At 63.6% G+C, this 12,197-nt stretch carries 14 protein-coding genes, 1 tRNA gene and 1 pseudogene; 3 read left to right on the top strand and 13 right to left on the bottom strand.

Annotation, left to right across the window (positions count from 1 at the left end; all coding sequences use genetic code 11):
• Positions 1-7 precede the first annotated feature (7 nt).
• From clpP to ABWO17_RS03985, 3 genes and pseudogenes are all read right to left on the bottom strand, one after another.
• A pseudogene (gene clpP / locus ABWO17_RS03995) lies at positions 8-616 on the bottom strand (ATP-dependent Clp endopeptidase proteolytic subunit ClpP); the annotation flags it as partial.
• Positions 617-1,150: 534 nt separating this feature from the next.
• Positions 1,151-2,449 carry a trigger factor gene (tig, locus tag ABWO17_RS03990; RefSeq protein ID WP_353116292.1) on the bottom strand — a complete coding sequence of 433 codons (1,299 nt, stop codon included), beginning with the start codon at positions 2,447-2,449 and terminating at the stop codon, positions 1,151-1,153.
• A 78-nt stretch (positions 2,450-2,527) separates the two neighbouring features.
• Positions 2,528-2,612: transfer RNA gene (locus tag ABWO17_RS03985), tRNA-Leu, on the bottom strand.
• A 333-nt stretch (positions 2,613-2,945) separates the two neighbouring features.
• On the opposite strand from ABWO17_RS03985, the gene ABWO17_RS03980 reads away from it, so the two are divergent.
• The 3 genes from ABWO17_RS03980 to ABWO17_RS03970 all read left to right on the top strand — a co-directional run bounded on the left by ABWO17_RS03980 (position 2,946) and on the right by ABWO17_RS03970 (position 6,086).
• Entirely contained in the window at positions 2,946-3,908 is a 963-nt protein-coding gene (locus tag ABWO17_RS03980) for a selenium metabolism-associated LysR family transcriptional regulator (protein ID WP_353116290.1), read from the top strand.
• Positions 3,905-4,957, top strand: coding sequence for a selenide, water dikinase SelD (gene selD / locus ABWO17_RS03975; RefSeq protein ID WP_353116288.1), 1,053 nt, complete (start codon positions 3,905-3,907; stop codon positions 4,955-4,957). The genes ABWO17_RS03980 and selD overlap by 4 nt, the downstream gene beginning before the upstream one ends.
• Positions 4,958-5,342: 385 nt before the next feature.
• Positions 5,343-6,086 (top strand): hypothetical protein, encoded by a 744-nt coding sequence (locus ABWO17_RS03970; RefSeq protein ID WP_353116286.1) that lies wholly within the window; start codon positions 5,343-5,345, stop codon positions 6,084-6,086.
• Between the two features lie 155 nt (positions 6,087-6,241).
• On the opposite strand, the gene rplQ is transcribed toward ABWO17_RS03970, so the two are convergent.
• From rplQ to rpmD, 10 genes are all read right to left on the bottom strand, one after another.
• Positions 6,242-6,646, bottom strand: coding sequence for a 50S ribosomal protein L17 (rplQ, locus tag ABWO17_RS03965; RefSeq protein WP_353116284.1), 405 nt, complete (start codon positions 6,644-6,646; stop codon positions 6,242-6,244).
• Positions 6,636-7,679 carry a DNA-directed RNA polymerase subunit alpha gene (locus tag ABWO17_RS03960; protein ID WP_035063978.1) on the bottom strand — a complete coding sequence of 348 codons (1,044 nt, stop codon included), beginning with the start codon at positions 7,677-7,679 and terminating at the stop codon, positions 6,636-6,638. The genes rplQ and ABWO17_RS03960 overlap by 11 nt, the downstream gene beginning before the upstream one ends.
• Positions 7,680-7,691: 12 nt before the next feature.
• Positions 7,692-8,318 (bottom strand): 30S ribosomal protein S4, encoded by a 627-nt coding sequence (gene rpsD, locus ABWO17_RS03955; protein WP_353116282.1) that lies wholly within the window; start codon positions 8,316-8,318, stop codon positions 7,692-7,694.
• Between the two features lie 16 nt (positions 8,319-8,334).
• Positions 8,335-8,724: a 30S ribosomal protein S11 gene (rpsK, locus tag ABWO17_RS03950; RefSeq protein ID WP_007521058.1), complete on the bottom strand. Its 390-nt coding sequence runs from the start codon at positions 8,722-8,724 to the stop codon at positions 8,335-8,337.
• A gap of 150 nt (positions 8,725-8,874) precedes the next feature.
• Positions 8,875-9,243: a 30S ribosomal protein S13 gene (gene rpsM / locus ABWO17_RS03945; RefSeq protein ID WP_012611260.1), complete on the bottom strand. Its 369-nt coding sequence runs from the start codon at positions 9,241-9,243 to the stop codon at positions 8,875-8,877.
• 17 nt (positions 9,244-9,260) lie between these two features.
• On the bottom strand, positions 9,261-9,374 hold the full coding sequence (gene rpmJ / locus ABWO17_RS03940; protein ID WP_007521055.1) for a 50S ribosomal protein L36: 114 nt from the start codon (positions 9,372-9,374) through the stop codon (positions 9,261-9,263).
• 85 nt (positions 9,375-9,459) lie between these two features.
• A complete protein-coding gene (gene map / locus ABWO17_RS03935; protein WP_353116278.1) occupies positions 9,460-10,254 on the bottom strand; it encodes a type I methionyl aminopeptidase in 795 nt (264 codons plus the stop codon).
• Position 10,255: 1 nt separating this feature from the next.
• The gene (secY, locus tag ABWO17_RS03930) at positions 10,256-11,569 is read right to left on the bottom strand and encodes a preprotein translocase subunit SecY (protein WP_353116276.1); all 1,314 of its coding nucleotides are present in this window, start codon (positions 11,567-11,569) and stop codon (positions 10,256-10,258) included.
• Between the two features lie 3 nt (positions 11,570-11,572).
• Positions 11,573-12,022 (bottom strand): 50S ribosomal protein L15, encoded by a 450-nt coding sequence (gene rplO, locus ABWO17_RS03925; RefSeq protein ID WP_353116274.1) that lies wholly within the window; start codon positions 12,020-12,022, stop codon positions 11,573-11,575.
• A complete protein-coding gene (gene rpmD, locus ABWO17_RS03920; RefSeq protein ID WP_035063968.1) occupies positions 12,022-12,192 on the bottom strand; it encodes a 50S ribosomal protein L30 in 171 nt (56 codons plus the stop codon). Before rpmD ends, rplO begins: the two co-directional genes overlap by 1 nt.
• Between the last annotated feature and the right edge of the window lie 5 nt (positions 12,193-12,197).

Raw genomic sequence — 12,197 nt, 5'->3', positions numbered from 1 at the left:
GATGTACCTACTTCGCTTGGTTCTGCGTGGCATCCCGCCGCGAGGTGAGAATGCTGTCGATAATGCCGTATTCCTTGGCCTCGGCGGGTCCCATGAAGTAATCACGCTCGGTGTCGTCGGCAACCCGTTCCACGGATTGGCCGGTGTGGCGGGCCATGATGTCGTTCAGGTTGGCCTTCATGCGCAACACTTCGCGGGCGTGGATGTCGATGTCGCTGGCCTGCCCGGAGAAGCCCCCCGAGGGCTGGTGGATCATGATGCGGCTGTTGGGCAGCGCGTGGCGCATGCCGGGGGCACCGGCGGCCAGCAGCAGCGCGCCCATGCTGGCGGCCTGGCCCAGGCACAGGGTGGCCACGGGCGAGGTGATGTACTGCATGGTGTCGTAGATGGCCATGCCCGCCGTCACCGCGCCGCCCGGAGAGTTGATGTACAGGTAGATTTCCTTCTCGGGGTTTTCCGATTCGAGGAACAGCAGCTGCGCGCAGATGAGCGAGGCGATCTGGTCGTCGATGGGGGTGCCGAGCAGGATGATGCGGTCCTTCAGCAGGCGCGAATAGATGTCGTAGGCGCGTTCGGAACGGCCCGAGGTCTCGATGACTATGGGAACTGGCATGTGCCTCTCCTGCGTGTGTCGGCGTGAACCGCCGCGTGCTGCCGTGTGCGTTGGTGATGCGCGGGCCACCCGGTCCGGCCGACCGGCTGGAGTTCCGGCCAGCGGCCCGCCAGGCAGTCAGCCTGACGACCGGGCTGACGACCGGGCTGACGACCGGGCTGACCCGGAAGGCGGCCCGGCTGCATGATGTCCCTGATCCGGCCCCCCGTGCCCACGACGTACCCGGACATGCCCGGACATGCCCGGAACGGAACCGGGAGCGGGCGGCGGATGCATGGCCGGTTCGGAACTGGTTCGTTGCCCGAAGGATAGCAGAAGACCGCCCCGCACCACAAGGCGCCCGTGGCGGTCCGGCCACCCCCGTGAAAGGGGCGCCCGGCCCTTGCGCCCTGCATCCGTCTTGTCGGCCAAAAAACGCGATGCTTTACGAAACACCCGCGAAAACAAGGGCAGGGAAGGTGCGGGTGCACCCCCCCTGCTCCGAACGTGCGTCCATGAACCGGGCGGGCCGGTTCGCGTGCGCGGGCAAAGCGGCCGCTATTTCGCGGCGGGCTCCACCTCGGTCACGGTGGCCTTCTCGTAGATGGCGTCCATGGCCTTGTCGGCCAGCATGCGGTCGCGCAGCGAGAAGATCAGGTTGTTCTTGATGTAGTAGTCTTTCAGGGCGTTGTAGTCCTGGCCCGAGCGCATGGCGATCTGCTGGAGCTGGGTGTCGATCTCCTGCTCGGTCACTTCCACGCCTTCCTTGCGGGCGGCGCGCAGCAGGAATATCTGGGTGCGGGTCACCTGCTCGGCTTCGGGGTGCACTTCGGCGCGCAGTTCCTCGGGCTTCTTGCCCAAGGACTCCATGCTCTTGCCCTGGCGTTCGAGCTTGGTGCGCATGTCGTCCAGCAGGTGGCCGACGTACATGTCCACCATGCTTTCGGGCAGGGGGAAGTCCACCATCTTCAGCAGCTTGTCCAGCATGGTCTTCTGGGCGGTGGCCTTCACCAGCTGGGTGCGGCTCTGCATGTAGGAAGAGGTGACCGCCTCGCGCATCTTGTCCATGGACTCGAAGCCGCCAGCCTTCTGGGCCAGGTCGTCGTTGGCCTCGGGCAGGCGGCGTTCCTTCACGGCGTGCACCTTGACCTTGACGGTCAGGCTCTTGCCCGCGAAGTCGGGGTTGATGAAGTCCGCCGGGAAATTCAGGGGGCCTTCGCCCTCTTCGCCGGGGGCCAGGGTCTTCACCAGGGCCTCGAAGTCTTCCAGGGCCTGGCGGTCGCCAAGGTTCATCTGGAAGTTCTCTGCGCTGATGCCTTCCACCGGCTCGCCGTTTTCGAACGCGGCGAAGTCCAGCACCACCACGTCGCCGTCATTGCCGGGGCGCGCTTCGGCCACGGGCACCAGTTCGGCCATGTTGGTGCGGATGCGGGTGATGACCTCGTCCACTTCCTTTTCGTCCACCACGGCCTTTTCCTGCTCCACGGCAAAGCCGTCGTAGTCGGGCAGGTCGAATTCGGGCAGCACTTCAAAGGAGATGCTGTACTCGAAGGGGGTGCCGCGTTCCAGCTGCCCGCCGTCGAAGTCGATGCGCGAGATGGGGTTGGCGTCCAGCGCGGTCATCACTTCGTTGATATGCACGTTGACGAGGTCCTGGGTGGCCTCGCCGTAGATTTCCTTGCGGAAGCGGCTTTCGACCAGATTCGAGGGCACCTTGCCCTTGCGAAATCCGTCGAGGCTCATGTTGGTGCGGTACATGGCGATGGCGGCGGACAGGGCTGCCTCCACTTCCTCGACCGGCACCGTGATGTTGACCTTTTTCTTGACCGGGGAAATATCTTCGACGGTATATTCCATGGTGCAGCGCTCCTTGTGAAAGTCTGTTGGTGCCCGGCGCCACGGGCCGTGCCCGTTGCGGGTGCGGCGCGGCGGCGCTGGTGCCGGGGGCGGGGATTGAACCCGCATGGTGTGAACCACTGGCTTCTAAGACCAGCGCGTATACCAGTTCCGCCACCCCGGCAGTGCGACGGCGCGATTCCGGGCCGCCAGCACGGCGGCGCCCCCCGTGCCACATGCGTGCACGGCAGAAGGCGGTCCGGTGGCGGTCAGGCGACGCTTCGGAAAGCCCGCTCCTTTACCATTTGTGCCAACGGAGCGCAAGCCCGCGCCAGCGCGGAAGCATCCCCCCCCTTCCCCCCTCCCCCCGTCCGCGTACCGGGCAAAGCACCCTGCGGTCCGGCGTGGCACACCCTGCCTGCCCGCAGCCAGCGGCACCGCCGGCATGCATGAGAAAGGTGGATTCCAAACTGCCAGCTTTCTTGACGTATCGCTTTCATCAATATACACAATCAGCATGCTGGATTTCAGAAGACTCGAAGCATTCTGCAAGGTCTACGAACTGCGCAGCTTCTCGCGGGCCGGGGCGGACCTGTTCCTGTCCCAGCCCACCATCAGCGCACACGTCCTTGCACTGGAAAAGGAACTGGGCGTCCGCCTGCTGGACCGCATGGGGCGGCAGGTATTGCCCACGCCCGCCGGAGAGGTGCTGTACCGGCGCGCGTCAGAGGCGTTCGCAAGCCTTGCCGCCGCAGAGGCCGAGATCGGCCAACTGCGCGACGAGGTCAGCGGCGACCTGGTGATTGGCGGCAGCACCATACCCGCGCACCACGTCCTGCCGGATGTCATCTCCCGTTTCGTGCGCACCTACCCTTCGGTGCGCGTGCACCTGCGCGTGGGCGACACGGCGGACATCGTGCAGCGCGTCACCGATGGCGAGCTGATGCTGGGGCTGGTGGGCGCGGTGGACGCGCACCCCGACCTGGTGTTCGAACCGCTGGTGGACGACGAACTGGTGGTGGTGGCCACGCCGGAACTGGCGGGCGGCAGGCGCCACGTACAGGTCGAGGAACTGGCCCAGTGGCCGTGGATCATGCGCGAAGCCGGGTCCGGCACGCGGCGCACCTTCGCCGAGGCACTGGCCTCGGCGGGCATGGACGTGCGGCGGCTGCCTGTGGCCCTGGTTGTGGACAGCACCCAGGCCGTGGTGCAGTACGTGCGGGCGGGCCTTGGGATCAGCGCCACCTCGCGCCTGGCCGTGGCCGAAAGCATCGCCAGGGACGAACTGGTGGAACTGCAACTGGATGACTGTCGCCCGGCGCGACAATTCCATTCGGTGCGGCACGCCCGGCGGCACCAGTTTCCGGCGGCTGCGGCCTTTGCCGCCTTTCTGGGCGAGCATACCCGCCACCTGCGTAACGATTGCGCCTCGGACAGCGAAACGGGCAACAACAAGGTCCGCCACAAGGACAAGGCATGAGCCGCATCCGTCTGGTCGATTCGGTCAAGGCCGCCGGTTGAGCCGCCAAGGTGGCTCCGGGGGACCTGGAGCGCATCCTGGCGGGGCTTCCGCGCGACCCGTCCGTTGAAGACAGGGTCATCGTGGGCACGCGTCACAACGAGGACGCAGCCGTGGTGCGCCTGCCCGGTGGGCAATCCATCGTGCAGACGCTGGACTTCTTCACGCCCATCGTCAACGACCCGTACAGCTTCGGGCGCATTGCAGCGGCCAACGCCCTGTCCGACGTCTACGCCATGGGCGGCGAGCCGTGGTGCGCCATGAACATCGTCTGCTTTCCGGTGAAGCGGCTGCCGGAATCCATCCTGGCGGACATCCTGCGCGGCGGGTCCGACGCCCTGCGCGAGGCAGGCGCGGCGCTGGTGGGCGGGCACAGCGTGGAAGACGACGAAATCAAGTACGGGCTGTCCGTCACCGGGCTCATCGACCCAGACGTCATCGCCTCCAATGCCGGGCTGCGCCCCGGTGACCGGTTGCTGCTCACCAAGCCGCTGGGCACCGGCATTCTGGCCACCGCCGTCAAGGCCAACTGGCCCGGCTGTGATGCCCACGAGGCAGAACTTTTCCGCTGGGCCTCGCGCCTGAACAAGGGCGCGGGCCGGGTGATCCGCGAGTTGCGCCTGAAGGCCGCCACCGACGTTACCGGCTTCGGCCTTGGTGGGCATTGCCTGGAGATGGCCGGGGCTTCCGGGGTCACCGTGGCCCTGGACACTGCCGCCCTGCCCGTGCTGCCCGGCGTGCTGGAACTGGCGGGCATGGGGCTGGTGCCGGAAGGCAGCCATGCCAATCGGGCATATTGCCACAAATACGTGCGCACGGAACCCGGCGTCAGCCCGGTGCTGGCCGACGTGGCCTTCGATGCCCAGACTTCGGGCGGCATGCTGCTGGCCGTATCCCCGGACCAGGTGGACGCAGCCACGGCGCTGCTGGCCGAAACCGGAGACCCCGCCTACCCCGTGGGCGAAGTGCTTGAGGCCCTGCCCGGCGGCGTGCGCCTAATGCTGCGCTGACCTCTGCCCGCTGCATTCATCCACGGACAAAGGCCACGCGTTCCCGTTGATGGCGGAACGCACAGTGGACCGAAGCGCCGTGGTGTTTCGCAACCCCCTCCCCCTTTCGGCGCTTGGCGCATCGCTGCAGGATGCGCAGGTGACCGTAGTTGCAGACGATCCCTTGCACAGGCGAAAAGGCGGGGGAGCCGGGTTGCTGCGGGCGGACAAGAACCGACCAGGCGCAGCACTCCAAGGCCTGGGAAGGTCCATACTGTCGAACCAAGGCAGACGCGATGGCAGGCGGCAGGCCTGCCTTTTTCTTTGCGCATTATCGCGTATGCGTAAAGTTATGCAGAGGAGCGCCGATAGTTCAGGAAGGAGACAACAGTAGGGAGGCATCCTCATGAGCATCGACGGAATCGGCAATGGCCTTAGCGAGCGTATGGGAACTCTCGTTGTTGCGTCACGGCTTCGCAACCAGGACGCTGCGGATACCGCCTCGACTGTCGCTGCGGAGACGTCGCCAATGGCAACAGCGGCGGTATCAGCCCCGTCAGCTCCCAGTCCATCAAGCCTCATGGATGGCAACTTCGTCGATGCGAACCATGCAGATTCACGGTATATCGCTGCACGCAAGGCGGCATTCCAATCCGACAGCAACATGACCAATCGCCAGAATGCCGTTCTCGCCGTGACCGTAGCGGAAATGGCGCTCATGATGTCCAGTGGAATGTCCGCCAGCGCGGCGCAGTACCTCGCTGGAAGGAAATCAGAACGGCGCATGCGCGAGGAACAGCAAGCCTCCACCACCGAAGTATCCAAAAGCAATCTCGATGAAATGAAGAAGGATATCGAGCAAAAGGCACAGGAGGCGACCCAGCAGGGCACGGAAGGCAACAGCAGCGCAGAATCTTCGGAAGAAGCGACCTCCTCGGGCACGGCCTCTGGGCAGTCCCTGTCACCGGCTACCCCGCAGACCGCTCCAGCCGCTTCCACAGCCATCTCGGCTCCCCCCGCTGCCCAGACCGGAGCGGAAACCGGGATTGCCGCCACGCCCGACAACTCCGCGTCGCTGGCGGAGGCGGAAAATGCCGCAGTAACCACCGCCACTACCGCATCCGCCATGCCCATAGACATCACGGTATGACGCAAGGTCGGCCTGCCCAGGGCAGCCTGACCTTTTACCTGATGATGCGGCTTGCCCTTTCAAGACGCGGGCCGCACCGCCTGGCCGAAAAGGAAAAACGGGGCGGACCATGCGGTCCGCCCCGTTCGGGTACGTGATGCCAAAGGCGTTGCCGATTACTCGGCGGCCTTCTTTTCTTCCGCCGGAGCTTCGGCGGTGGCGGGCTGGTGGGTCAGTTCGATGACCGCCAGCGGGGCGTTGTCGCCCTTGCGGGGCAGGCCCAGCTTCACCACGCGGGTGAAGCCGCCGGACACGCCGACAAAGGCGGGGCCGATGTCGTCGAACAGACGCTTGACCAGCTGGTGCGAACCCAGCACGTCGTACGCCAGGCGGCGGGAGTGCAGGTCATTGCGCAGGGCCAGGGTGATCAGCGGTTCGACAACACGACGCAGTTCCTTGGCCTTGGTCTCGGTCGTGCGGATCTTGCCGTAAGTCAGCAGGGCCTTGGCCATGTTGCGGAACAGGGCCTTCCGGTGGGACGGCGTCCTGCCCAGCTTCTTGCCGGAATTGCTATGCCTCATTTTGCTGCTTCCTCTTCCATTCCTGGTATTTCTTCTCGAAGCCGTCGACCTTCATGCCGAAGTCAAGGCTCATGTCGCACAGCACCCGCTTGATTTCATCCAGCGACTTGCGACCGAAGTTCTTGGTCTTCAGCATTTCGTTCTCGGACTTCTGAACCAGTTCGCCCACCAGGGTGATGTTGGCGCTCTTCAGGCAGTTGGTGGCGCGCACGGACAGTTCAAGCTCGTCGATCCCCTTGAACAGGTTCTCGTTGAGGTCGCTGCTGCCCGACGAATTGCCGGAACTTTCACCCGAAATGCGCTCATCGAAGTTGATGAAGACGGATATCTGGTCCTTGATGATCTTCGCACTGTAGGCAATCGCATCTTCGGGGGTCACGGACCCATCGGTCCAGACCTCGATGATGAGCTTGTCGTAGTTGGTCATCTGGCCGACGCGAGCCTGCTCCACCGTGTAGGCGACCTTGCGGACCGGGGCGAAGCTGGAATCCAGCTTGATCAGCCCGATCTCTTCGCTGAGGCCTTCGTGCATGTCGGCGGGCACGTAGCCCTTGCCCATGCGCACCTCGAACTCGAAGGTGAGTTCCAGGTCTTCGGTCAGCGTGGCGATGTGCAGGTCGGGGTTGAGGACCATCACGTGCTGGTTGGTCTTGATGTCGCCGGCCTTCACCGCGCCCTTCTTGTTCACGGAAAGCTCCAGGAACTGGGGCTCGTCCGTGTCCATGGCAAGACGCACCTGCTTCAGGTTGAGGACGATGTCAGTCACGTCCTCGAGCACGCCGGGAATGGTGGTGAACTCGTGCTGTACGCCCGAGACCTTCACCGAGACAAACGCCGCGCCCTGAAGCGACGACAGCAGAACCCGACGCAGCGCGTTGCCGATGGTGGTGCCGTAGCCACGTTCCAGCGGTTCGCACACGAACTTGCCGTACATGGCATCGGCCGGGTCGCTGTCCCGGGTGATCTGCTCGGGCTTCACGAGCTCCGACCAGTTCCGGGTGTTGATAAGCCTGTCGCCTTGTTTGATGAGCATGCTCACACCCGCTTATTTGGAGTAAAGCTCGACAATCAGGTGTTCGTTGATCGGGAACTGAATGTCTTCGCGCTGCGGCAGGGCCTTGACCATGCCCTTGAAGTTCGGACCATCAGCTTCCAGCCACGAGGGGCAGCCGCGACGGGCGATGACTTCCTGGGCTTCGGCGATCACGGGGATCTTGCGGTTGGCTTCAGGCACTTCGATGATGTCGCCCACGCGAACCTGCAACGAAGGGATGTTCGCCTTGCGGCCGTTCAGCGTGAAGATGCCGTGGCGCACCAACTGGCGCGCCTGCTGGCGCGAGTTGGCGAAGCCGAGGCGGTAGATCACGTTGTCGAAACGGCGTTCGAGAATGGCCAGCAGGTTGGCGCCGGTCACGCCCTTGGCCATGTCGGCCTTGTGGAAGTAACCGCGGAACTGGCGTTCAAGAACGCCATACACGCGACGGACCTTCTGCTTCTCGCGCAGCTGGACGGCGTAGTCGCTCACCTTCTTGCGGGCGCGGCCATGCTGGCCGGGCGCGTAAGGACGACGGTCATAGGCGCACTTGTCGGTATAACAGCGGTCGCCCTTGAGGAAAAGCTTGGTGCCTTCACGCCGGCACATCCGGCATTTTGCGTCATTGTACTTAGCCAAGGCTGGATCCTCCTAACTAGACGCGGCGCCGCTTGGGCGGACGGCAGCCGTTGTGGGGAATCGGGGTGATGTCACGGATGAAGGCGACCTTGAAGCCAGCGGCGTTAACGGCGCGCATGGCGGCTTCACGGCCGGAGCCGGGGCCCTTGACGTAGATGCCCACGGTGCGCATGCCGTGATCCTGGGCGCGCTTGGCGGCCTGTTCGGCAGCCACCTGTGCGGCGAACGGGGTGCTCTTGCGCGAGCCCTTGAAACCGCTCTGCCCGGCGCTGGCCCAGCTGATGGTGTTTCCCCGCGTGTCCGTGAAGGTCACGATGGTGTTGTTGAACGTCGCCTGAATGTGAACAATCCCGACCGGGACGTTCTTCTTCTCTTTCTTTTTGACCGTACGCTTGGGTCTTGCCATGACTTACTCTCTGCGGACTAGAATTAGGGGCTTGCTGCAGGAACCTCAAAACGAGCTCAGTCATGACAGAGCCGTGCCGCGCTGGCCACCGGGAAATTTACTTGCCCTGGCGACGCAGGTGAGATTCCACGCCTTTGTGCTAGCCTTGGATTACTTCTTCTTGCCGACAGCGCCGCGACGCGGTCCCTTGCGGGTGCGAGCGTTGGTATGGGTGCGCTGACCGTGAACCGGCAGACCGCGACGATGGCGCAGGCCGCGGTAGCAGCCAATGTCCATCAGACGTTTGATGTTGCTGGAAATCTCACGACGGAGATCGCCTTCAACCTTGTGGTTCTGCTCGAGTTCCTTACGGATTTCGTTGACTTCGTCGGCGCTCAGGTCGTCGATGTTCCGGCTCCAATCAACGCCGGTAACATCCAGAATCTGAAGCGCGGTAGTGCGCCCGATACCGTAGATATAGGTAAGGGCGATGTCAACGCGCTTGCCACGGGGCAGATCGACACCTGCAATTCTGGCCACTGTTTACTCCTGACGGCTTAGCCCTGGCGCTGCTTGTGCCGGGGGTTGTCGCAAATGACCCTGAGAATGCCCCGGCGGCGGATAACCTTGCACTTGGGGCACATCTTCTTGACGGAAGGCCTGACTTTCATGTTCGACTCCGTTGTTTGTCTTTGGCCCGACATGACGGAAGAGCAACGTCGGAACAGGGGTGCATATCACCCCTACCGGCGCCCGTCAACCAACATGTCGCGCCGCCTCTGCCTGCGACAGGCTGAGAATGATCGGCCCGTCCGGCGTGATGGCCACGCTGTGTTCGAAGTGGGCCGACAGCTTGCGGTCACGGGTGACCGCCGTCCAGTTGTCGGCGAGGATTTCTACCTCGTACGTACCCACCGTGACCATCGGTTCGATGGCAAGCACCATGCCCGGCTTCAGGGGAACACCCGGCATGCCGCGCGGCACGAAGTTGGGAATCTCCGGCTTCTCGTGCAGCGAACGGCCGATGCCGTGCCCCACGAACCGGCGCACCACCCCGAAACCGGCCGCCTCGACGTGCCGTTGCACGGCCGCCGAGATGTCGTACAGGGAGTTGCCCACCCGCGCTGCGGCGATGCCCTCGAAGAGCGATTCGCGGGTCACGCGGATGAGATGCGCAGCTTCGTCGCTCACCGCCCCTACCGGATAGGTACGGGCGGAGTCGCCGTAGAAGCCGTCGTACACGACACCCATGTCGAAGCTGACGATGTCCCCTTCCTGGAGAATCCGCTGCGCCGAGGGAAAGCCGTGCACCACTTCTTCGTTCACCGAGCAGCACAGGGCAAACGGGAACCCGTGGTAGCCCTGAAAGGCCGGACGGACGCCGTGCTTGCGGCACTCCGCCTGGGCCAGCTCTTCGAAATGCATCGTCGAGACGCCCGGGCGAACGTGTTCGCCCAAAACATCCAGTATCGCGGCAACGATTCGATTGGCCTCCCGGAGGAGGCCAATCTCGTTGTCATTCTTGATGAAGACTCCGCGGAACTTCTTCAACTCACTGCCGTCCCTTGATGCGGGTCTTGTTCATGAGACCCTCGTACTGCCGTGAGATCAGGTGCGATTCCACCTGGGACATGAAGTCCATGGCCACGCCCACGAGAATCAGCACGCTGGTGCCGCCGAAATAGAACGGCACGTTGAACTGCGCGATGAGGATCATGGGCAGGACGCAGATCGCGGATATGTAGATGGCTCCCCAGATGGTCATCCGGGTGAGCACCCTGTCTATGTACTGCCGGGTCTTGTCCCCGGGACGGATGCCAGGGATGAACCCGCCGCCCTTCTTCAGGTTTTCGGCGATGTCCTTCGGGTCGAAGATGATCGCCGTGTAGAAGAAGCAGAAGAACACGATGAGGCTGATAAACAGGATGTTGTACATCACCGTGTGCGGGGCGAACCACGCGGCCACCCGCTGAAGCATCTCGTTGGCCGAGAAGCTGGCGATGGTCGCGGGGAACAGCAGCAGCGACGAGGCGAAGATGGGCGGAATGACGCCCGCCGTATTGATGCGCAGCGGCAGATGCGTGCTCTGCCCGCCGAACATCTTACGGCCCACCTGCCGCTTGGCGTAATGGATGGGGATGCGCCGCTGCCCGCGTTCCATGAACACGATGCAGCCAAGCACCACCGCCATCATCGCCAGCACCAGAATCGCCGTGAACACGCTCATGTCACCGGCCTTGATGAGCTGGCCGGACTTGACGATGCCGCCGGGAATACCGGCGACGATGCCCGAGAAGATGATCAGCGAAATGCCGTTGCCGATGCCCTTCTCGGTAATCTGCTCGCCAAGCCACATGATAAGGACGGTACCGGCGGTCAGGGTTGCGATGGTGATCATCCGGAAACCCCAGCCCGCATCCAGCACCACGGGCGCGCCCGCGGGGCTGTGCATGTTTTCAAGGCCCACGGCAATGCCGAAGCCCTGAATCACGGTGATGAGCACCGTGGCATACCGGGTGTACTGGGTGATCTTGCGGCGGCCCGACGCCCCTTCCTCCTTGGCCATCCGCTTCAGTTCAGGGCTTACGACCTGCAAAAGCTGGATGATGATGGAGGCGGAGATGTAGGGCATGATGCCGAGGGCGAACACCGACAGATTGCGGAGCCCGCCCCCGGAGAACATGTCGAAGAGGCCGAAAAGGGTGTTCTGGACGCTGGCGAAGAAGTCGGCCAGCGCTCCGGAATCCACCCCGGGAACCGGGACGTGAACCCCGATGCGGTATGCGGCCAGCAACAGGAACGTCCAGAAGAGCTTCTTGCGAAGCTCCGGCAGACGCGCCAGGTTTTCTACACCACTAAGCGCCACGGCTTACCCTTCCAGTGCCTTGGCTTCGCCACCGGCGTTGCGGATCTTTTCGGCGGCAGAGGCGCTGAACTTGTGCGCTTCCACCGTAAGGGCCACGCTGACTTCGCCCACGCCGAGAATCTTCACCGAGGCGCCAGCCTTGCACAGGCCGCGCTCGTAGATGTCTTCCAGCGTGATATCGGTCTTGCCTTCAAAGGCCGCCACCAGGCGATCAAGGTTGATCACTTCGTAGGTGGCCTTGAAAGGAGCGTTCTTGAAGCCGCGCTTGGGCAGCCGACGCTGCAGCGGCATCTGGCCGCCTTCAAAACCGGGGCGTACGCCGCCACCAGCGCGAGCATTCTGGCCCTTGTTACCCTTGCCGGAGGTGCAGCCGAGCCCCGAACCGGAACCGCGGCCCACGCGCTTGCGCGTTGCCCGTTCCTCGGCGAACGGATAGAGTTCGTGCAGTCTCATTATTCACTGACCTCGACCAGGTGCTTTACTTCGGCGATCATGCCGCGAATGGCGGCATTGTCCTCAAACGACTTCTCGCAACGGATCTTTCGCAGGCCAAGCGCGTCAAGAACCTTGCGCTGCTTGGGGTTGCAGCCGATCCAGCTGCGTACGAGCTTCACCTTGATCATGATTG

Source organism: Nitratidesulfovibrio sp., assembly GCF_040373385.1.
GTDB lineage: Bacteria > Desulfobacterota > Desulfovibrionia > Desulfovibrionales > Desulfovibrionaceae > Cupidesulfovibrio.
The sequence above is the reverse complement of the archived record's forward strand: the minus strand, read 5'-3'. Positions and strand labels throughout refer to the sequence as shown.

Excerpts from the sequence above, each read along its gene's own strand:
- tig (WP_353116292.1), bottom strand. The coding sequence starts at position 2,449 with ATGGAATATACCGTCGAAGATATTTCCCCGGTCAAGAAAAAGGTCAAC.
- ABWO17_RS03980 (WP_353116290.1), top strand. The coding sequence starts at position 2,946 with ATGCTGGATTTCAGAAGACTCGAAGCATTCTGCAAGGTCTACGAACTG.
- ABWO17_RS03970 (WP_353116286.1), top strand. The coding sequence starts at position 5,343 with ATGAGCATCGACGGAATCGGCAATGGCCTTAGCGAGCGTATGGGAACT.
- rplQ (WP_353116284.1), bottom strand. The coding sequence starts at position 6,646 with ATGAGGCATAGCAATTCCGGCAAGAAGCTGGGCAGGACGCCGTCCCAC.
- ABWO17_RS03960 (WP_035063978.1), bottom strand. The coding sequence starts at position 7,679 with ATGCTCATCAAACAAGGCGACAGGCTTATCAACACCCGGAACTGGTCG.
- rpsK (WP_007521058.1), bottom strand. The coding sequence starts at position 8,724 with ATGGCAAGACCCAAGCGTACGGTCAAAAAGAAAGAGAAGAAGAACGTC.
- rpmJ (WP_007521055.1), bottom strand. The coding sequence starts at position 9,374 with ATGAAAGTCAGGCCTTCCGTCAAGAAGATGTGCCCCAAGTGCAAGGTT.
- rplO (WP_353116274.1), bottom strand. The coding sequence starts at position 12,022 with ATGAGACTGCACGAACTCTATCCGTTCGCCGAGGAACGGGCAACGCGC.
- rpmD (WP_035063968.1), bottom strand. The coding sequence starts at position 12,192 with ATGATCAAGGTGAAGCTCGTACGCAGCTGGATCGGCTGCAACCCCAAG.